This is a genomic window from Streptomyces sp. NPDC088254 (assembly GCF_044740925.1).
Taxonomy (GTDB): Bacteria; Actinomycetota; Actinomycetes; order Streptomycetales; family Streptomycetaceae; genus Streptomyces.
Genome location: NZ_JBIURQ010000001.1, coordinates 1,166,156 through 1,185,755, shown reverse-complemented (window position 1 = coordinate 1,185,755; position 19,600 = coordinate 1,166,156). Strand labels below are relative to the sequence as shown.

Below are 19,600 nucleotides of genomic sequence, written 5' to 3'. Positions count from 1 at the left end.
CGGTGCGCGTGGAGCGGTGCCGGCGCTCCACGCCCTTCAGTCCATCAGTGACTTCGGAGCGGGTTTCTCCGGGATCGGCGCCCCGCAGGGGTCGCCTCGGCCGATTAGGCCCCGGACTCCTACCTCTGTCCCCAGGGGAAAAGTAGCTGTCAGTGATCCTCTGGCTGGTGGTCCCGGGTCCCGGGAACTGCCCCAGCAGCGCCGCCACGATGTCCTGGGCGGCGGCGGCCAGGACGGCGAAGAACATCGCGCCCATGCCGTTGGGGTCGTAGATGCCGCTGAGCGGGCCGGTGAGGAGTTCGAGCTGCACGCCGGCCGCCTGGAGCTGGCCGGACAGCGTCATCAGTTCGGCGGCGTTGCGGGCGAGGCGCTTGAGTTCGTGGACAGTGAGGATGACCTCCTGGTCGGGGGCAGCCTCCTTGATGTCGTGCGCCAGCTTCAGCGCCGCCTCCAGCTTCGGCCGCGTCTTCACCCGCGTGGAGATCTTCTCGTCGAAGATGCGCTTGCAGAGCGGTTCAAGTGCGTCGAGCTGGTTCTGCAGCTCCTGCTGGGCGGTCGAGCAGCGGGCGTAGCCGATCCGGATCGGCTTGGCGGCCGGCGCCGCCGGGGCAGCTTCGACGGGCGGGCCCGGCTTCCACGGCCGTCCCGGGCTTGCGGTCTTCGGGCACGAGGATGTCGAGTTCCTCGCGGAGTGCGGGCACGAGGATGAAGCGGGCGGTGTGGCACTTCGTCGCGCATCTCCCGCCGCGGGTGCGGCACGGACTTCCGGCGGGAGCTTCACACTTCGGACAGTCGTTTCGTTCTACCGCAGTGCGGCTTGATCGGGCGTCAGATCCACCGCAGAAGGGTCTCGCACAACCCTTTGGTTTCGAGAGGACTTCTGCGAATCGCGACCTGCGGAAACGTGATCGGTTCGGGGGCTCTCGCAGAACTCTCGCAACTGTTCATTTGTGAGAATCACCCAGCGTGCATAGGTAAGTACCGAACTCGTGCCTGGCTGCGTTGACTCGCCGTCTCGCGCAACCATCTCGTACCAAGCTCCCGGATCACTCCAAGTCGTCCCAAGTCCAAGAATGGGCTGCGCTCCCGTCAGGCTCTCGCCCGAAGCGGAACCGTTCGCGGTGGTCACTGATCTCGATGAACTGGTGAAATTGCCCCGCGGCAGGAAGGCGTGCGGCTAGGGTGTCCACCTGCTCCCGGCCCCTGACCTTCCGCAGCGCCTTTAGCAACCGCGCCACCGCGGCCGGGTCGTCGAGGGCGGCATGAGTGGCGGCCCGTGCGGCCAGGGCGTCCACCTGCTCCTGCGTCCCCACCCTCCGCAGCATGTCAAGCAGTCCAGCCACCGCGGCCGGGTCGTCGAGGGCGGCATGGGGGGCGGCCCGTGCGGCCAGGGCGTCCACCTGCTCCCGCGCCCCCATCTCCCGCAGCATGTCCAGCAGCCGCGCCACCGCGGCCGGGTCGTCGAGGGCGGCATGGGCAGCGGGATCGCGGGCCAGCAGCGCGTCCACCTGTTCCCGGGCCTCCACCTCCCGCAGTCTGTCCAGCAGCCGCGCCACCGCGGCCGGGTCATCGAGGGCGGCATGGGCAGCGGCCCGTGCGGCCAGGGCGTCCACCTGCTCCTGAGCCCCCACCCTCCGCAGCACGTACAGCAGCCAGGCCACTGCGCCCGGGTAGTCCAGGGCGACGTGCGCGGCGGCCCATTGGGCGGGGCGGAAGTCGGCGCGGTGCAGTCTTCTTAGGTGCCGGACGAGGGCTTCTGCGGCGTGGCCATGGCCGTGGGTGGTGGCGAGTTTGTGGAACTGTGCGGCGTCCCGGTACAGGCCGCGTCTCCAGGCGGCGTTGCCGAGTGGGCCCAGGTCGTCGGGGTGGGCATGGTGGGCGGCTGCGGTCCAGAAGTCGACGGGCGGGATCGCGTCGGCGCGGTGGTGGCGGCCGTGCTGGTCGAGGTAGTCGGCCAGCCGGTACGCCGGCTCCTGTTGTCCGGGCCGAGGGCGAGCCGGCCCGGCACCGGGCCGGATGGTGGGGCGGTTGCGCTGATTGCGGTCGACACCCGTTTTGACGGAGGTGAGAATGCCGGGGATGCCGTTCCGCGGTGTTGTGACGTAGCCCAGGGTCTGCTCAAGCCAGTCGTCTCCGGTCTCGTCCCACTCGTTATCGGTGAGGTAGCCGGGGGCGGCCTGGGCCAGCCATGCCAGGGGGATACGGGGTCCGGCGCCGAGTCGGCGGGCATCCATCGCGGCATGAATCAGCGCCCGAGCGGCGGGCGGAGCATCCTCGTAGCGGTCCAGCAGGAGCAGTCCCCCGGCCAGGTACTGGGTGATATGGCCATCGCGGGCGTGTGCGGCGGCCTCGCCGAGCCGGGGATCACGGCCAGCGGTGTCGGTCAGTGCGGCAACGTCGGCGTCGGTGAACTTATCCGGGACTTTAATCTTGTGTCCGTCCAGCAGTTCCCTGGCCTGGCCGTGCAGGTCCGGATCGGCACGGGTGGTCAGAGTCTCCCAGTGCTCGGGCCACAAGGTGGCCAGCACTAGCACCGGAGTTCGCCGCGGGTCGTGCAGCAGGGTCCGCAGGCCCGCGGCGACCTGCTCGCCGAGCTGATCGTGTGCCAGGTATTCCTGGGCCTCGTTCAGCCACACCACCGTGTGCGGAGCAAGGCTGCTCAGTTCGGTCAGGGCCGCGTCGGGACGGGTGGGGTCGATGGGGTGCCATAACCGCCATGGCTCGGACCGTTCGCGCAGCAGGCGAAGGACTTCTCAGCAGGCGCGGGTCTTGCCAGTGGAGGACCCGCCCACCAGCACTGCGATCTGACTGGTTCCGGCGGCGGCCTGTGCCACCACCTCGGCCAGGTCACGGTCATGCTTGCGCTCCACATACGCCGGAAGGTTGGGAAGACCAGCAACCTCAGTGCCGATCGCGCGGTGCACTTCCAGGCGGAACGGGTCGGTCACGTCCGTCAGCGGGTCGCCTGGCCGCATCCGCGCCAAAACCTCCCGGCCCTGGGCGGCCAGCACCACGCTCCGCGTTCCGTCCGCGCGCCGGCGGGCCTCGGCCTCATGGGCGCGCTTCCACAGCTCCTCGTCCAGCAGAGCGGCCACCTCCGGTCTGCTGGTCAGCCCGGCATTTTCCGCCCAGCCCCGCACGGCCCGCACCAACCGCAGCAGCTGATCAATCTCCTGGGGAAGCTGGCCTCTGCGCAGCCAGTTCCCGATCGTCGTTGGGCGGACCTGCGCGGCCTCGGACAAGGTGCGGTCCGATGGCCCGCCTTCCAGCAGGCCGTCACGGAACTGGACCAGCTCGTCGATCAACGCGGTGTATTCCGGCTCTTGTGCCACTGGTCCCGTCACCACGATGCCTTGCATCCCCCGCTGGTCCGTGCGCGGGTGTCCACGGCGCCCCTGGACACCCCGGTGGACACATCGCCTGTTGTGACCTGAACCCTAGCGCCCACCAGGGCACTTCCGGCCGGCGTGTCCAGTCGTCATCGGACTCCTGTGGGACGGCCCTGTGGACAGTCAGCGTCGGACTCGTCCCGCACGGCCCGCCCGGGCTGTCACGACCCACGGGGGAGTTCCCGCGATGAGCCCACTGCAGATCCTGTCCCTGCTGCTCGCCCTGTCCACCGCCCTCAACATCGCATTGACCACGGGCCTGCTGGCCCACCGCTCGGGGACAGGCATTCCCCAGGCGATCCTTGCTGGCGCAGGCGCCGCAGCCACCAGCCTCGGCATCTACTTCGCCGCCGTCGCCGCCTACAAGTAGGCAGACCCGTTCTCCCGGCACCCCGATAAACGGAACTACCGCTACCGCTGATGGCTGTCCAGCTGTTCCCCGAAGCCGTTATCCCGGCCAGGAGGCCGCCAGATTCTCACTGGATGACGGTTGCCTGTAGGGATTCCGTCTGCCTCGTCGGAACGCCGCAGCCGTAGGAAGCTCCGCCGGCGCGGGCGGCTCGCGCCTCGGAGGTACGCCAGCGACGTCCGGTAGGCCGTCGTGTCCGGCCGGATCATCTGACTACCCAAAAGCTACCCGTCGGTTACTTTTCCCCTGGGGACAGAGGTAGGAGTCCGGGGCCGACCACGGACGGCTGACCAGGACGCTGGGCGACATCGACAAGGCCCTGCGCGACGGCTGACACATCCGGTACGGCGACCGCACCCCGGCCGGCAGGGTGCGGGAACCGAGGGCGTGCGCGATGCGGGGCGGGTGGTCGAGGGCTCGGTGGCCCTCAGTGGGCTTGCGGCACCACTCCGGGGCGGCGGTAGACGTAAGGGGGCGGGTCCTGGGCCGGGCCCTGGTCGACAAGCGTGCGAACGAGGTGGTGGTCGGGGGACAGCCCGCACGCCGGGTCCGTGCGGGCGGCGTCACCGGTGAGGGCGTACGCCTGGCAGCGACAGCCGCCGAAGTCCTCATCCCGGCGCGGACAGCCGCCGCACGGGCCCTTCATCCAGTCGGTGCCGCGGAAGCGGTTGAAGGTCGCGGAGTGGTCCCAGATCCAGGCGAGCGAACGGTCCCGGACGTTGGGCGCGTCGAGGTCCGGCAAGGACGCGGCGGCCGGGCAGGGCAGGACGGCGCCGTCGGGTGCGACGGTGAGCGAGACCGCCCCCCACCCGCCCATGCACGGCTTCGCGACGCCGTCGAAGTAGTCGGGGACGACCCAGACCAGGTCGAGACGGCCGGCGAGCTGCTCCCGCCGGCGTTCGACGGTCTCCCGGGCCCGGACCAACTGGTCCTGTGCGGGCAGCAGCGCGGCACGGTTGAGCAGGCCCCAGCCGTAGAACTGGGCGTTGGCCAGCTCGATGCGGTCCACGCCCCAGGCCACGCCCAACTCGATGAGTGCATCGACGGCGTCGAGGTTGTCACGGTGCAGCACCACATTGAGACCGAGGGGAAGCCCGGACCCGCGAACGAGTGCCGCGGCCCGCTCCTTGGCCGTGAAGGAGGAGGGGCGTCCGGCGATCCGGTCGTTCGCCTGAGCGTCCGCGTGCTGCACGGAGAGCTGAACACTACGGAGCCCCGCCGCGCACAACGCACCCAGCCGGGCCTCGTCCAGAGCGGTGCCGCTCGTGACCAGCTGGGTGTAGATCTCGGCGGACGAGGCAGCAGCGACGATCTGCTCAAGATCGGGGCGCAACAGCGGTTCGCCGCCGGAGAGATGAGCCTGTACGACCCCCAGCGCCCCGGCTTGGCGCATCAGGTCCGTCCACTCCTCGGTGCTCAGTTCGCCCGAACGGCGCTTCAGTTCCAGCGGGTTGGAGCAGTACGGGCAGTGAAGCGGGCACGCGTGGGTGAGTTCGGCGAGCAGAGCCCAGGGGCGTGGCGGACGTACGGGGTCCGTGGAAGCCTGGGGAACGGTCACGTGAGCCAACCCTCCTGGTGCAGGCGGTCGAGGAAAGAGGGGATCTCGGCGGCCACCGGGGCGCCCGGGTAGCGCTCGGCCAGTGCTCCGACGATTCCGCGGACGGTGCGCGTGCCGTCGCACAGGCCGAGGACCTGGCCGGCGTTTCCCTCGAGGACGACGACGCGTTCCGGCAGGAGCAGCAGGTCCGTGCCCCGCACGTTGTCGTGCCGCAGCATCAGCGCGGGGGCGAGGGCCGGACGCCACGGGCTCTCGGGCTCCGGCATCACATCTGCCCTCGCCGGCCGGACGGCTGGTCGTCCGAGTGCTGCCCGGCCTGCTGCACGGCGTCGAGCAGGGCCCACAGCACGTCGCACTTGAAGGTCAGGGCGGCCACGGCCCGCTGTTGCTCTTCGCGGGTACGGGCCCACTCCAGGACGAGGGCGAGGGCCTCGTCGCTGTCGCGCCGCCCCTGGTCGACCCGGGTGCGGAAGTAGTCGAGTCCGGACGGCTCGATCCAGGTGTAGTGGCCCTCGAAGGCGTCGATGCGCAAGCGCATCAGGTCGGGAGCCGTCAGCTCGGTGAGCGATGCCGCGACCGCCTCCAGCGGCGGGCGCAGGCGGCAGAAGTTGACGTAGCCCTCCACCGCCAGCCGCACGCCCGGCAGTACGGCCTCACCCGTCTGCAAGGTCGCGCGGTCCAGGCCGGCTGCCTCGCCCAGCCGCAGCCAGCGCTCGATTCCCCCCTCGCCTTCCCGACGGCCGTCGTGATCCTCGATCCGCCGCAGCCACATGCGCCGCAGCCGCGACGAGTCCAGCTTCGCGGTGATCAGCGCGTCCTTGACGGGGATGTGGCGCTGGTAGTGGAAGCGGTTGACGATCCAGCGGCGGATCTCTGCCGGGCTGAGGTCGCCCTCGTGCATGCGCACGTTGAAGGGGTGGCGGTCGTGGTAGCGCTCCTGCCCCACCGTACGCAGGCGGGCTTCGAACTCGGCGGGGCTCCAGGGCTCCGTCGGGGCGGCGAGTGCCGTGGTCACAGCTCGATCACCATCTCGTCGTCGGCCACCTCGATGCCCAGTGCCGCGAGCCGCTTGTGCTGCGCCGCAGTGGGATCGACAAGGGGGTTGGTGTTGTTGAGGTGCGTGTAGAGGCAGCGGGCGGACAGTGTGCTCAGGATGCCGGCGGTGCCGCCGGGTCCGTCGATGGGCAGATGCCCCATGCCGGTGGCGGTGCGGGAGGAGACACCGGTGCGGCGCGGCTCTTCGTCGTCCCAGAAGGTGCCGTCGACGATGACGCAGTCGGCCTCGGAGGCGACGCGGTGCAGCGCCTCGGACCAGGCGGCCACGGCCGGGGCGTAGACGGCCGTCTTGCCGGTGGCCGGATCGTACAGGCGCAGGGCCACCACCCAGGCGTCGTCCTCGGGGGCGTCGGCGGCGTAGCGGGGGCGCTTGGCGGACACGGGGACGGCGCTGATCCGCACCCCTCGGCCGGACGGGCCGAGGGCGTCGCCGCTCAGCGGCTGAATGCCGTGACGCGGCAGTTCGCGCCACGTCAGAGCAGTGTAGGGACTCAGTACGTCGCCGAGACGCAGGCGGTCGTTCAGGGCCTGGCGGACCGGGGCGGTGGCGAGGATCTCCACACCCTGGGCCTCACGCAGCCGAGCGACGCCCAGGGTGTGGTCGAGCTCGGCGTCGGTGAGGACGACACCGACGATCGGTGTCTGCCGGGGGCCGGGCCCGGGGTGGAGCGCCCGGTGGGCTTCGATCTGGTCGCCGACGTCGGGGGTGGCGTTGACGAGGTACCAGCGGTCCTCGTCCGTGCGGATGGCGAGCGACGCGTGACGGCGGCGCCGCTCGGGATGCGCGCGTGCCCCGGAACACCCGGGGCACGCACAGTTCCACTGCGGGACGCCGCCGCCGGCCGCGGTGCCGAGCACCTGCAGCAGCATGGCGGCAGACTAGCGCGTGGAGAGGGAGTAGGCGGTGACTTCCAGGGCGGTGTCGACGACCGTGTACCCGGGCGTCTGCCAGGGGGTCGTGTCGGCCTGCTCCGTGATGGTCGCGGCCGCCTGCTCGGGCTGCTCCATGGTGTCCGTCATGTGCGTACCTTCCTTTCGGGGGTGGTGAGTTCACTCCTGCGTGAGGAGTCGGTGGAGGGGGAGGTCACTTGACGATGATCTTGAGGATGCGGTCCCTGTCGTCTCCGCGGTCGGTCGTGCCGACCCACAGCTCGTCGCGGCCGGGGACCTTGGCGATGGCACGCAGCCGGCCGTAGGCGCCGTTGTAGTACGACTTCGCCGTTCCGACGTTCTTGCCGGTGCTGTCGATCGGCAACGCCCACAGCCGCTGGCCGAGGAGCGTGGAGACGTAGATGACGTCGCGCTTGATCGCGATCTGGGCGGGCACGCCTCCTTGGTCCGGGTGCCAGACCTTCTTGGGGTTGGTCATGCCCGCTTTGGCGCAGGACCCCTCGCAGCTGGGCCAGCCGTAGTTCGCGCCCGGACTGATCAGGTTGAGCTCGTCCCACGTGGACTCGCCGATCTCGGTTTCCCACAGCCTGCCCCGCGCGTCCCAGGCGAGGCCTTGGGGATTGCGGTGGCCAAGACTGTAGACGCGGTTGCCGAACGGGTTCCCGGGCGCTGCCGCGCCGCTCTTGGTGATGCGCAGGATCTTCCCGTTGAGCGAGTTCCGGTCCTGCGCGAGATTCCCCCGGAGGGCGTCGCCGACGCTGACGTACAGATAGCCGTCGGGGCCGAAGGCGATCTTACCGCCGTTGTGGTCCCCGCCTCGGGTGATCCCGCCCAGCACGACGGTGTAGTGGCTGAGGGAGGTGCCGTCGAAGTGCATCTTCACGACCCGGATGTCGGCGGCGGCCGTATGGACGAAGAAGACGTCCTTGTCCGTGGTGCCGTTCCAGGTCGGCGAGGGGGCCACGCCCAGCAGTCCGCCGCTTCCGATCCTGCGGGCAGGAGAGGGGACCACGGTGTTCGGCACCGCGCCCACCTTCTTCTTGGACCCGTCGCTGTTCTGGACCCACACCGTGGCGCTGCGGCGCTCGGTCACCAGCGCCCTCTTCCCGTCGGGCAGGAAGGAGATGGCCCAGGGCCTCGTCCACTTGTCGGAGAGGACGGACACGCCGGACGGGGCGCTGCTGTCGGCCCGGGTACCCGCCCCGACCGCCGCCTGCGATGCAGGGTTCTCCGCCATGGCGGTCGCTGACGTCGGCTGCAGGACGCAGGCGCCGAGCAGGGCGGTGAGGGCAGCGATCGCGGCTCTGCCCGGACGGACCCGATGCAGCGCCGAATGCGCCAAGCGTGACATGTGATGCCTTTCCTGTCGTGGCGGACGACGGCTGCATTCCGAAAAGGGATCCGCCGTCGAATCAATACCGAGACGCCCATTCCTGCGCCGCAAGGTGATGCATCCTCAGAAAGAGAGATGAGGCGCGGGACATGGCGATGTCTTCTGTAGGGAGTATTGAGCCAGAATTTCCGCGCGGGCCACCTGAGTTCCCCCATCGGGCTGACGGCCCGACATCGGTTCACGACCGAAGCCGGCGGCACACTGGGCTACCCGTTCTCGCTCGCTCCCCGTCGAACTCAACGTCACCCAGGTCAGCGTTGCGCAGATCTGATGTCGTGAAGTCGTTCAGGAACCCGTCCACCACGTCCCCGTCGAGTTGGGGCAGCGCCTGGCCGAGCACGTCGCTGACGGCTTGCTTCACCTCCTCGGCGCGGAAGTTCACCAGGAGGCGGGCGCGGTCGAGGTCGCGGACGATGGCGAGGTCGCCGCCCCCTCGCCCGGCGCCGGACACCGTGTTCGGGGCCGGCGGCCCCCCGCACGGTCGCGTCTGTCCGAGTGGCGTCGGCCCGCCGGCGAAGCGTCTGGGGCCCGGCCGGCGTTGAGCAGGACCCATCCGTCGTCACCGCCGAAAGGTCTCCCCCATGCGACGCACCGTCCTGTTCGCCGTCTGCGCCCTGATCACGGCCGCCGCCACCGGCTTCTTCACCACGAGCGCCATCCGCAGCCGCTGAGCCGCCCCTGAGCGCGGCGCTCCCGGTGGCGGGACGGCCCGTGATGCTGCTGGCTTTAGGCAGGAGCTGTACGGACGGCAGCGGACAGGAAGCGAGCAGCGATGGCGCACAAGCAGGAGCGCCTGGGGACGCCCCGGGCCGCCGGGATCGCCGGGATCGTCTTCGCGGTCCTCATGGCGGCGGCGATCGTTCTGATGCGGACCGCCCTGCCGGGCGGGGCCGGCGGGGACGAGGTCGCCGTCAGCGAGGGGCAGCGCGGCGCCGTGCGGTCGGCGCTGGCGCTGGTGCCGTTCGCCGGGATCGCCTTCCTGTGGTTCATGGGGGCGCTGCGCGAGCAGGCGGGCGAGGGCGAGGACCGGTTCGTGGCCACGGTGTTCATGGGCAGCGGGCTGGTCTTCGTCGCCACGCTGTTCGCCAGCGCCGCCGCGGCGGCGACGGTGCTGGACGAGAGCCAGCAGCCGTCGGCGTTCGGCCGCCACTTCGCCTACGCCCTGCTCACCACGTACGCGATGCGGATGGCGGCGGTGTTCATCTTCACGACCTCCGCCATCGGCCGCCGCCTCGGCGTCTTCCCCCGCCCGCTGATCCTCGTCGGCTATCTCGCGGGGCTGACGCTGCTCGTGGTGGGGGCGAACGTGCCCTGGTCGGAGCTGGTGTTCCCGGCCTGGGCGCTGGTCATCAGCGTGTCCGTGCTGCGGGGGCGGCGCCCCGCGCCCGCGAAATCCCCCGAGACGGTCTGAGCCGCGCGCCCGCTCACCCTCACCCGCTCACCCTGCCCGCTCGCCCCTGCCCCCGCTCACGCGACCGCGCCGCCAAGGCGCCCCGCCGTCCGCGCCCGTCACCCCGACGGGCGGCTTCTCGTCGCCGCATCCCCGGCGGGCGCGGAGGATGGTCGAGCGGGGGGTCCGCGGCCACTGGAGAGGACCGATCCCTTGGTGAGGCTAGTCGTCGACCTGAATCGCTGTCAGGGGTACGCGCAGTGCGCGTTCCTCGCCCCCGACGTCTTCGCCATGCACGGCGACGAGGGTCTGCTCTACGACCCCGAGGCCGACGAGGCGCAGCGCGAGAAACTGGCCCAGGCGGCCGCCGCCTGCCCCGTACAGGCCATCCTCGTCGACTCGGTGGACACCGCCCCGGCCGGGGCGGTGTCCGGTGAACGGTGACGGATCCCTGGAACAGCTCCGGCGTGAGGGCCGGATCGTCGTCGTCGGCGCCTCGCTGGCTGGGCTGCGGGCTGCAGAGACTTTGCGGGAGAAGGGCTTCGCCGGGTCGCTGACCATGGTCGGCGACGAGCCCTACGAACCGTACGACCGGCCGCCGCTGTCCAAGCAGGTGCTGCTGGGCAAGGCCGCCGCCGAGCGCACGGCGCTGCCCAGGCGCCGGGCGCTGGACGCGACCTGGCAGCTCGGCTCGGCGGCGACCGGCCTGGACCTGGCGGCCCGGCGGGTGCGGCTGGCCGACGGCGAGGAGGTGCCCTACGACCGGCTGCTCATCGCCACCGGGGTGCGTGCGCGTCCTTGGCCGAACCCGGCCGAGGCCGAACTCGACGGCGTGTTCGTGCTGCGGACCCGCGACGACGGCGCGGCGCTGGCCCGGCGGCTCGCCGAGGGACCCCGGCGGGTCCTCGTCATCGGCGCCGGGTTCACCGGCTCGGAGATCGCCTCCGCGTGCCGGGAGCGCGGGCTCGCCGTCACCGTCGCCGAGCGCGGCGCGGCGCCCCTGGTCGGTGCGCTGGGCGGGGTGGTCGGGGCGGTCGCCGCCGAACTGCAGCGCGAGCACGGCGTGGACCTGCGGTGCGGGGTCATGGTGACCGCGCTGGAGGGCGACGCCTCGGGACGGGTGCGCGCCGCGCACCTGTCCGACGGCTCCGTCATCGAGGCCGACGTGGTGGTGGTCTCGCTGGGCGCCACCCGCAACACCGAGTGGCTGGCGGGGTCGGGGCTCGGCGCAGGACCGCGCGGCATCGCCTGCGACGCGGGCTGCCGTGCCTTCGACTTCCGCGGCATCGTCACCGACGACGTCTTCGTCGCCGGGGACGTCGCCCGCTCCCCGCACGCCCTGTTCGGCTACCAGTTCCTGTCCCTGGAGCACTGGGGCAACGCCGTGGCGCAGGCCGAGACGGCGGCGCACAACATGCTCAGCGCGAGCGCCGACCGCGTCCCGCACCTGTGGATGCCGGCGTTCTGGTCCACGCAGTTCGGCGTGAACATCAAGTCGGTCGGCGTGCCGACGCTGGGCACGGACATCGTCGTGTCGCAGGGTTCGCTCGCCGAGCGCCGGTTCGTCGGCGTCTACGGCTACCAGGGGCGCGTCATCGGCGCTGTCTCCTTCGACCACGCCCGGTGGCTGTCGTTCTACGAGAAGCTGATCGAGACCACGGCGCCGTTCCCGCTGCCGTTCCCCACCGTGGACCGCCGCGCGGACGGACAGCGGCCGGTGGACGCGGACTTCCCCGACCCGTCGGTCCCCACCCACGGGCCCACGGTGACCCTCAGCGGCTACTCGCCGGCCGACCGCCGGCTCACGTTCCAGCCCGCGCACTGACCGCACGGCCCCGAGGACCCGCCATGACGCAATCCCTGCTGCACCAGATCCTGGACTACGCCAACCGCGCCGACCCGTATCCCATCTACGAGGAACTGCGCAAGACGCCGGTCCTGCACGAGGAGGACGGGCCGTACGTCGTCAGCACCTACTACGAGATCCGCAGTCTGCTGCACGATCCGCGGATCAGCTCCGACGCCCGCAACCTGGCCTCGACGACCCGCGATCCGCTGGCCGAGTCGTCCGAGGACGAGGGCGCGCTGCCGCCGAGCTTCCTGCGGCTGGACCCGCCGGAGCACGACCGGCTGCGCCGGATGACCAACCGGCCCTTCGGCCCGCCGCACTCCCCCCACCGGGTCGACGGGATGCGGGGCGAGCTGCGCGACATCGTCTCCGGCCTCATCGACGGCATCAAGGAGCCGGGGCGGATCGACCTGGTCGACCAGTTCTCGTATCCGTTCCCGGTGACGGTGATCTGCCGGCTGCTCGGGATCCCGCGCGAGGACGAGGCGCGCTTCCACTCCTGGGCGGAGACGATCGCGGCGAGCCTGGACCCCGACCCGGACGCCGATCCGAGCCAGCGGGGCAAGGAGTCGCACGAGGCCCGTATGCAGCTCGGCATGTACCTGGCCGGGCTGATCGAGGAGCGCCGCAAGAACCCCGGCGACGACATGCTGTCCGCGTTGGCCACGGCCAAGGGCGAGGACGGCGCGATGACCACGATGGAGCTGCTCAGCACGGCGGCGCTGCTGCTGATCGCGGGCCACGAGACGACCGTCAACCTGGTCACCAACGGGATGCTGACCCTGCTGCGCCACCCCGACGTGCTGGAGCGGCTGCGGGCGGATCCGCGGCTGGCCGTGCCGATCGTGGAGGAGCTGCTGCGGTACGAACCGCCGGTGCAGCTGGTGCCGCAGCGCACGACCGTCGCCGACATCGAGCTGCACGGCGTCACCATCCCCAAGGGCGCCTCCCTGTGGCTGGTGCTGGCCTCCGGCAACCGCGACCCGCGGCGCTTCGACGACCCGGACCGCTTCGACCCGGACCGCCGGGACGTGCAGCATCTGGGCCTGGGCAGCGGGATCCACAGCTGCTTCGGCGCGCCGCTGGCCCGGCTGGAGGCCCAGTTCGCCCTGGCCGAGCTGGCGCGCCGGCTGGTGAACCCGCGCCTGCTGGAGGATCCGCCGCCCTACCGGAGGAACGCGGTGCTGCGCGGACCGCGCCACCTGCCGATCGCCTGCGACGACATCCGCCCGTGACGCCCCCCCCACGCCGCCCTGCCCGAGCCCCGGCCCCGCGTGGCCGGGGCACCCGACGCGATCAGCCCAGCGCGGCTCCCCGTAGGGCCGTTTCACCAGGGGGCGGCCGTGCCGGGTCCCGAGAGGCCGAGTTCGTGCTCGCCGAGCGGGGTGAAGAAGCGCTCCACGTCGGCGTCGGTGACGTCGGCGAGGCCGGCCGGGGACCAGCGGGGGGTGCGGTCCTTGTCGACGACCTGAGCACGGATGCCCTCGACCAGGTCGTGCGTGCTCAGGGCCGCGCAGGACACGCGGTACTCCTGGTCCAGGACCCGCTCCAGCCCGCCGAGCCGCCGGGCGCGGCGCAGGGCCGCCAGAGTGACCTTGAGCGCGGTGGGCGACCTGGTCAGCAGAATCCGCGCGGTCTCCTCGGCGGCCGGATCGCCGTGCGCGAGCAGCCTTCGTACGATCTCCTCGACCGAGTCGGTGGCGTAGCAGGAATCGATCCACTCCCGCCGCCCGGCCAGCTCCCCCGGCGGCGGGTTCTCGGCGTGCCGGGCCAGGGCCTCGGGGACGGGCAGGTCGGCCAGGTCGTCGAGGAGGCCGGGGATCGCGCCGGACAGCACGAAGTGGTCGGCGAGTGAGCACAGCAGCGCGTCGGAGGCGCCGATCTGCGCGCCGGTCAGGGCGAGGTGGGTGCCGAGTTCGCCGGGGGCGTGGGCGAGCAGGTGGGTGCCGCCGACGTCGGGGACGAAGCCGATGCCGGTCTCGGGCATGGCGACGCGGGACCGCTCGGTGACGACGCGGACGCTGCCGTGCGCGGAGACGCCGACGCCGCCGCCCATGACGATCCCGTCCATGACGGCGACGTACGGCTTGGGGTAGCGGGCGATGCGGGCGTTGAGGCGGTACTCGTCGCGCCAGAAGGCGGCCGAGGCGCTGCCGTCGCCGTCGCGGGCGTCGGCGTGGATGCTGCGGATGTCCCCGCCGGCGCACAGGCCGCGCTCGCCCGCGCCGGTGATGACGACGGTCTCGACGGCCGGGTCGTGCTCCCAGGCGGTGAGGGCCTCGTCGATGCGGCGCACCATGGTGTGGCTGAGGGCGTTGAGGGCCTTCGGGCGGTTGAGGACGAGGTGGGCGGCGCGGCCGCGGATGCGCAGCAGCACGGGCTCCTCGGCCGGCGTCCCGGGGTCCGGTTCCGCTGCGGGGCCGGTGCCGTTCTCGGCGCCGGTCATCGGGATGCCCCCGTCGGGCAGCGGGCCGCTATGACGTGCATGATCTCGTCGGTTCCTTCCAGGCGGGCGGACACTGTGTCGTGGACGATCTTCTCCCTGCCGTCCTCGCCGAGATGCCCTGCCCCCTGGTCACGCGGCGCCAGCCGGCGGGGCGGGGGCGGGCGTGGAGTGTTCCGCGCCTCGCCGCACCGCCCCGCCGCAGGCGGTGTCCCGTGCGGGTCAGCGCCCCGCTGCCGGCCGGTAGCGGCGATACAGCACCGCCCCGCCCAGGACGAGGGCCGCACTGCCCGCGAGGGCGGCCCCGGTGGTTCCCGCGCCGGTCTCGGCGAGGGAGGCCTCGGTCCGGGGTGCGAGTTCGTGCGGCTTCGGCTGCGGCGCCTGGGGAGCCCGCGCCGGCGGGACGGCCTTCGTCGGGCCGGGCTGGGACGCGGCCGGCGGGGTGTGCCGGACCGGCGGCTCGGGCTTGGGCTCGGCCCGGGGCGGCTGCTCCTCGTCCGTGGTGTTGACGGAGGTGTTGCCGAACGTCGGGTTCAGCACGCCGCCGGGGTTGACGCTGTTGCCGCTGGCGTTGACCGGGAGGTCGACCGGCAGCTGAATGCCGTTGCCGGAGACGGCTCCCGGCGAGCCCTTCGTGACACTCGACGCCGCCGAGCCGCCGCTGTTCTGCGCCGCGCCTTCGGCCGTCTCCGGGCGCGAGCCCTTGTTGACGCAGGTGTTGCCGAAGGCGGGGTTCAGTGCTCCCACCACGCTCACGGTGTTCCCGCACAGGTTCAGCGGGATGTGCACCGGCACCTGGACGTTGTTGCCGGAGACGACTCCGGGCGAGCCTGCCGCCAGGGCGTCCGCCCCGGAGTCGGCGAACGCGGGCAGTGTCATGGCCATCGCGCCCGAGGCGGCGGCGACGGCGATCACACCGTTTCGGGTAACCCGTTTCATGGGTCCCTGCCTTCCAGACATGGTCGCGGGCACTCGCCCGCACCGGGTAGAACGCCGACGAAACCTCTCGCGTTATGGCCCCGCGTTCTTTCACCCCATCGGACGGCACCGCCGTCGGAGTAATAGCAAGGGTGAAGAAATGAAGATCGGGCGGGGGGGTGCGGGGGCCTGCGGGAAGGCACGCCGTGCTCCTCGGGCCGCTCCGGAGGCGGGTGTTCCGTGGCCCGCCTATCGTGGGCGACGACGCCGTCCCGGTCCGCTGTGGGGCGTCCCTGGAGGCACTTATGCTGGCCAAGCTGTCGAGGGGGACCGCACGGCGCCGCGGCGCGCTCGCCGCGGCCGCCGCGCTGGCCCTGCTGGGCGCGGGGCTGCCGGCGGCCGTCGCCGCTGCGGACGCGGACCCGGCCCCGGGGACGGCCCGGTTCTACGCGCAGAAGGTCGCCTGGGGGCGGTGCGGGATCGAACAATGGCCCGACGACCTGCAGTGCGGCAAGGTGACCGTCCCCCTGGACTACGCCCACCCCAAGGCGGGCAGCCTGGACCTGGCGCTCGCCCGGTACCGGGCGACGGGCGACCGCCGCGGCTCGGTGCTGCTGAACTTCGGGGGGCCCGGCGGCCCGGGCGTTCCCCAGCTCGCCGTCGGCGGCAAGGAGTTCATGGAGCTCACCGACCGCTACGACGTGGTGACCTTCGATCCGCGTGGCGTCGGCCGGTCCTCCCCGGTCAGTTGCGGCGACGGAGAGAGCAACGCGTTCACCGCCCTGGACGACGAACAGGCCGACTTGCACGACCCGCGCGCGATGCTGGACCTGCTGAAGCGGGCGGCCGCCATGTGCGCCGAGCACTCGGGGCCGGTGCTGCCGCACATAGGCACGGTCGACGCGGCCCGCGACCTGGACGTCATGAGGCAGGCGCTCGGCGACGACAAGCTCAACTACCTGGGCTTCTCCTACGGCACCCGGCTCGGCGCGGTCTACGCCGCCCAGTTCCCGCACCGGGTGGGCCGGCTGGTCCTGGACGGCGTGGACACGCTGACCGAGCCGCTCGCCGAGCAGGGCATCGCCGGCGCGCGGGGGCAGCAGACGGCGCTGGATGACTTCGTCGACTGGTGCGCGAAGGACATCGCCTGCCCGTTCGGCCAGGATCCGCGCAAGGGCCGGGAGCTGGTCGAACAGCTGGTGCGCTCACTGGACAAGGACCCGGTGCCCACGGACTTCGGTGAGCCCTTCACCGGGCAGGATCTCGTCGGCGCCATGGGTCAGGGGCTCTACAGCAGCAAACTGTGGCCGTCGCTGGAGCGGGCGCTGGCGCAGCTCGTCGAGAGCGGCGACACCAGCGGTGTGATGGCGTTCGCGACGGGCGGCCTGGCCCTGCCGGTCAAGGGCGAGCCGGGCAGGACCCGTTCGGGGGACGACGACCCGGACGGCGGGCTCGTGGACCCCGAGGACGTGCCCCTCGACAACCTCCCGGCGGCGCTGATGGCGGTCAACTGCGCCGACGATCCCGACCGGCCCAGTGCTCAGCAGGTCACCGCCGACCTGAAGCGTCTGCGTGCCGCCTACGAGCAGGCGTCGCCGATCTTCGGGCAGTACCGCCTCACTCAGGTCCTGCTGTGCTACGGCCGCCCCAAGGGGACGGACTACATCCGCGACGACGTCAAGGACCTCGACACGGCGAAGATGCTGCTGGTCGGCACGCGCGGGGACCCTGCGACGCCGTACCGCTGGACGGTGGAGACGGCGAAGCGGCTCGGCCCGTCCGCCGTGGTGCTGGACAACCGCAGCGACGGTCACACCGGCTACGGCTCGTCGAAGTGCGTGCATCGCAAGATCGACGACTTCCTGCTCTTCGGCACCCTGCCGCCGAACGGCAGCTCCTGCGGGGAGGAAGAGGAGGACGACTGAAGGGCCCATGCGACGGCCGCGGCGAATCCGGCTGCTTCCGCCTGACCGATCAATCAGCTCCGTTAGCATGTTCGAACCTGTCAATGACTCACACATCGGCCTCACGCACATTGAAAAGCACAGCAGCGCGGGTGTTCTCGCACATGAAGGACGGCATCGGGTCCGCCGCGCGGCGACCGAGGACGATGCTGTGGGCCACGGCCGGCGCGGTGGCCGTCGCGTTCCTCGTCGCGCTGGAGATCGCCGCGCGTCACTACGGTCTGCCGGGACCGATCTCCACACAGGCGCAGGAAGTGGTGCTCGCGCCCAAGTCGGGATTCCTGCTGTACGCCGGCATGGCGTTGACGATGGCGGTCCTCACCTGGCGGCAGCGGCTCATCGCGTTCGGCGCCGCCGTCGGCATCGACGTCGTCTTCGCGCTGACGCGGTGGGCGCTCGGCATCGAGGTCACCTCCGGGAACCCCTTCGGCAACGGCGCGCTGTGGGTGATCCTTGGGTGCGCGGTCGTGGCCGTCACGCGCCGTGCCGGTCCCGAACGCGTGCTGCTGCTGAAGGGCGTGGGGCTGGGGCTGCTGCTGGTGGCGGGCCGCAAGACCGGCGACACCTGGCTGCTCATCACGTCGAAGACCCGCCCGACGGTGCTCGACCAGTACGTGGTCACCGCCGATCACGCGCTGGGCAACCCGTCGTGGCTGGCCGGCCGGCTCGTCAGGGCCACCGCCCCGGTGGGCCCCCATCTGCTCGACTGGGTCTACGCCCAGCTCGCGGTGGCCGCGGTCGTCGTCGCGCTGTACCAGCTGCGCCGCGTGGCGGCCGAGCGCCGCTTCCCCCGCCACCACCTGGTCCGCACCTTCCTGGTGATCGGGCTGCTCGGGCCGGCCGTCTACATGGTCTTCCCGGTCGTCGGGCCGGTCTTCGCCTACGGCACGGGCGCCTTCGGCACCGGCGGCGGGCACTGGGCGTGGGCGGACATCTGGCCGGACACACCGCCGCAGCTCGGCGTCCCCCGGCCGATGCCGTACGACGACGTCACCCCCCGCAACTGCATGCCCAGCCTGCACACCGCGTGGGCCACCACGATCTTCCTCCACTCCCGCAGGGGGCCGCGCGCCCTGCGTTTCGCGGGCGTCTTCTGGCTCGCCGCCACGCTCGGGGCGACGCTGGGGTTCGGCTACCACTACGGCGCGGACCTGATCGCCGGCGTGGTGTTCGCACTCACCGTCGAGGTGGGGCTGCGCACCTTCGACCGCGGCTGGGACCGGTCGGGTATCCGGTTCGTCGCGCACGGGGCGACCGTGTTCGTCGCGCTGCTGGCGTCCTATCGGTGGCTGCCGCAGGAGATGGCCGACCACCCGTGGGTGTTCGGACCGCTCCTCCTCCTGGCGACGGCCTCGGTCGTGTACGGCTACGTCCGCACGATCCGGCTGTGGGACGCGCGGGACGCCGCGGCGCGGGGGCCCGAGGCTCCCCCCGCGCCGGACGGCGCCGCGCCGGGAGTTCCGGCGCAGACGCGGAGCGAGGCGTCCGAGATCGTCCTGTGAGCCGCCGCCTGAGCCGGGCGCCTCAGCGGGCGGCGGTCACGAACGCGTCGATCGCGGCGGTCAGCTCGGCGGGCTTCTCCACGGGCAGTTCGTGGCCGGCGTCGAGGACGCGGACCGTGGCGTCCGGGTAGGCCTTGGCCATGCGCAGCATCTGCCGCAGCGGCAGCTGGACGTCGTGGTAGCCGTGGATCATCAGGGTCGGGGTGCGGATCTCCCCCGCCCGGTCCAGGAGGTCGAAGGCCCGCATCGCGCCGTACAGCGTCATGACCACCTCGCGCGGGGTGTCCGCGGAGGACTTCACGTACGAGCGGATCTCCTCGCGGGGGTAGCCGGGCGCGAAGGCGCGCTGGATGTTGGCGGCGACGAACAGCTTGAACGGCACGAGGGTGGAGACGGCCATGAGCAGGCCTCTGCCTCTGCTGTAGACCATCCGGCCGATGGAGTTCACCAGCACCATCCGCTCGACCCGCTCCGGGTGGGCGAGGGCGATCGTCTGCGAGATCATCCCGCCCATCGAGTGGCCGACGAGGACGAACCGCTCGACCCCGAGGTGGTCGAGGAGGGCGAGGACGTCCTCGGCCAGCTCGTCGACGGTCTTCACGCCCGCCCCGCTGCTCTCGCCGTGCCCGCGCAGGTCGAGCCGGATCACCCGGCGCCGCTCGGAGAAGTGCGCCACCTGGTGGTCCCAGCGGTGCCGGTTCGCCGTCCAGCCGTGCACGAAGACCAGGGGAGCCGTGTCGCCGTCGCGCGGGCCCTCGTCGTCGTACGTCAGTGCTGCGCCGGCGACTTCGAGCTGCGGCATGGTGCCCTCCTGCGGTGCGGTGCCCTCTGGTTACTG

Annotated in this window: 19 protein-coding genes and 1 pseudogene; 7 read left to right on the top strand and 13 right to left on the bottom strand. The window is 71.8% G+C overall.

The window, feature by feature from the left end:
- Window positions 1–226: 226 nt before the first annotated feature.
- The 3 genes and pseudogenes from ACIOC0_RS05110 to ACIOC0_RS05100 form a co-directional block, all read right to left on the bottom strand.
- A pseudogene (locus ACIOC0_RS05110) lies at window positions 227–781 on the bottom strand (recombinase family protein); the annotation flags it as partial.
- 265 nt (window positions 782–1,046) lie between these two features.
- Window positions 1,047–2,636 (bottom strand): hypothetical protein, encoded by a 1,590-nt coding sequence (locus ACIOC0_RS05105; protein ID WP_402152565.1) that lies wholly within the window; start codon window positions 2,634–2,636, stop codon window positions 1,047–1,049.
- A gap of 117 nt (window positions 2,637–2,753) precedes the next feature.
- Window positions 2,754–3,359, bottom strand: a complete 606-nt coding sequence (locus ACIOC0_RS05100) for a hypothetical protein (protein WP_402152563.1) — start codon at window positions 3,357–3,359, stop codon at window positions 2,754–2,756.
- 217 nt (window positions 3,360–3,576) lie between these two features.
- Here ACIOC0_RS05100 and ACIOC0_RS05095 point away from each other — a divergent pair, with 217 nt between their 5' ends.
- Window positions 3,577–3,759 (top strand): hypothetical protein, encoded by a 183-nt coding sequence (locus ACIOC0_RS05095; protein ID WP_402152561.1) that lies wholly within the window; start codon window positions 3,577–3,579, stop codon window positions 3,757–3,759.
- A 466-nt stretch (window positions 3,760–4,225) separates the two neighbouring features.
- Here the strand turns inward: ACIOC0_RS05095 and pqqE are convergent, their stop codons facing one another.
- The 7 genes from pqqE to ACIOC0_RS05060 all read right to left on the bottom strand — a co-directional run bounded on the left by pqqE (window position 4,226) and on the right by ACIOC0_RS05060 (window position 9,147).
- Window positions 4,226–5,365, bottom strand: a complete 1,140-nt coding sequence (gene pqqE / locus ACIOC0_RS05090) for a pyrroloquinoline quinone biosynthesis protein PqqE (RefSeq protein ID WP_402152559.1) — start codon at window positions 5,363–5,365, stop codon at window positions 4,226–4,228.
- Window positions 5,353–5,622 (bottom strand): pyrroloquinoline quinone biosynthesis peptide chaperone PqqD, encoded by a 270-nt coding sequence (pqqD, locus tag ACIOC0_RS05085; RefSeq protein ID WP_351089604.1) that lies wholly within the window; start codon window positions 5,620–5,622, stop codon window positions 5,353–5,355. Before pqqD ends, pqqE begins: the two co-directional genes overlap by 13 nt.
- Complete coding sequence (pqqC, locus tag ACIOC0_RS05080) at window positions 5,622–6,371, bottom strand: pyrroloquinoline-quinone synthase PqqC (protein WP_402152557.1); 750 nt, start codon at window positions 6,369–6,371, stop codon at window positions 5,622–5,624. Before pqqC ends, pqqD begins: the two co-directional genes overlap by 1 nt.
- Window positions 6,368–7,282 (bottom strand): pyrroloquinoline quinone biosynthesis protein PqqB, encoded by a 915-nt coding sequence (gene pqqB, locus ACIOC0_RS05075; protein WP_402152555.1) that lies wholly within the window; start codon window positions 7,280–7,282, stop codon window positions 6,368–6,370. Before pqqB ends, pqqC begins: the two co-directional genes overlap by 4 nt.
- 9 nt (window positions 7,283–7,291) lie before the next feature.
- A complete protein-coding gene (gene pqqA, locus ACIOC0_RS05070; RefSeq protein ID WP_402152553.1) occupies window positions 7,292–7,432 on the bottom strand; it encodes a pyrroloquinoline quinone precursor peptide PqqA in 141 nt (46 codons plus the stop codon).
- Between the two features lie 64 nt (window positions 7,433–7,496).
- Window positions 7,497–8,654 (bottom strand): PQQ-dependent sugar dehydrogenase, encoded by a 1,158-nt coding sequence (locus ACIOC0_RS05065; RefSeq protein ID WP_402152551.1) that lies wholly within the window; start codon window positions 8,652–8,654, stop codon window positions 7,497–7,499.
- A 220-nt stretch (window positions 8,655–8,874) separates the two neighbouring features.
- Entirely contained in the window at window positions 8,875–9,147 is a 273-nt protein-coding gene (locus ACIOC0_RS05060; protein WP_402152549.1) for a hypothetical protein, read from the bottom strand.
- Window positions 9,148–9,468: 321 nt separating this feature from the next.
- Here ACIOC0_RS05060 and ACIOC0_RS05055 point away from each other — a divergent pair, with 321 nt between their 5' ends.
- From ACIOC0_RS05055 to ACIOC0_RS05040, 4 genes are all read left to right on the top strand, one after another.
- On the top strand, window positions 9,469–10,107 hold the full coding sequence (locus tag ACIOC0_RS05055; protein WP_402152547.1) for a hypothetical protein: 639 nt from the start codon (window positions 9,469–9,471) through the stop codon (window positions 10,105–10,107).
- 195 nt (window positions 10,108–10,302) lie between these two features.
- The gene (locus ACIOC0_RS05050; RefSeq protein ID WP_402152545.1) at window positions 10,303–10,530 is read left to right on the top strand and encodes a ferredoxin; all 228 of its coding nucleotides are present in this window, start codon (window positions 10,303–10,305) and stop codon (window positions 10,528–10,530) included.
- Window positions 10,520–11,911, top strand: a complete 1,392-nt coding sequence (locus ACIOC0_RS05045) for an NAD(P)/FAD-dependent oxidoreductase (protein WP_402152543.1) — start codon at window positions 10,520–10,522, stop codon at window positions 11,909–11,911. The genes ACIOC0_RS05050 and ACIOC0_RS05045 overlap by 11 nt, the downstream gene beginning before the upstream one ends.
- Window positions 11,912–11,934: 23 nt before the next feature.
- Entirely contained in the window at window positions 11,935–13,170 is a 1,236-nt protein-coding gene (locus tag ACIOC0_RS05040) for a cytochrome P450 (protein WP_402152541.1), read from the top strand.
- Between the two features lie 92 nt (window positions 13,171–13,262).
- On the opposite strand, the gene ACIOC0_RS05035 is transcribed toward ACIOC0_RS05040, so the two are convergent.
- Both ACIOC0_RS05035 and ACIOC0_RS05030 read right to left on the bottom strand, forming a co-directional pair.
- Window positions 13,263–14,381 carry an enoyl-CoA hydratase/isomerase family protein gene (locus ACIOC0_RS05035; RefSeq protein ID WP_402152539.1) on the bottom strand — a complete coding sequence of 373 codons (1,119 nt, stop codon included), beginning with the start codon at window positions 14,379–14,381 and terminating at the stop codon, window positions 13,263–13,265.
- A 219-nt stretch (window positions 14,382–14,600) separates the two neighbouring features.
- Window positions 14,601–15,317, bottom strand: coding sequence for a chaplin family protein (locus tag ACIOC0_RS05030; RefSeq protein WP_402152537.1), 717 nt, complete (start codon window positions 15,315–15,317; stop codon window positions 14,601–14,603).
- A gap of 284 nt (window positions 15,318–15,601) precedes the next feature.
- Here ACIOC0_RS05030 and ACIOC0_RS05025 point away from each other — a divergent pair, with 284 nt between their 5' ends.
- Entirely contained in the window at window positions 15,602–17,221 is a 1,620-nt protein-coding gene (locus tag ACIOC0_RS05025; RefSeq protein ID WP_402152535.1) for an alpha/beta hydrolase, read from the top strand.
- 143 nt (window positions 17,222–17,364) lie between these two features.
- Window positions 17,365–18,762, top strand: a complete 1,398-nt coding sequence (locus ACIOC0_RS05020; RefSeq protein ID WP_402152533.1) for a phosphatase PAP2 family protein — start codon at window positions 17,365–17,367, stop codon at window positions 18,760–18,762.
- 22 nt (window positions 18,763–18,784) lie between these two features.
- Here ACIOC0_RS05020 and ACIOC0_RS05015 read toward each other — a convergent pair whose 3' ends face one another.
- Window positions 18,785–19,564: an alpha/beta fold hydrolase gene (locus ACIOC0_RS05015; RefSeq protein ID WP_402152531.1), complete on the bottom strand. Its 780-nt coding sequence runs from the start codon at window positions 19,562–19,564 to the stop codon at window positions 18,785–18,787.
- Between the last annotated feature and the right edge of the window lie 36 nt (window positions 19,565–19,600).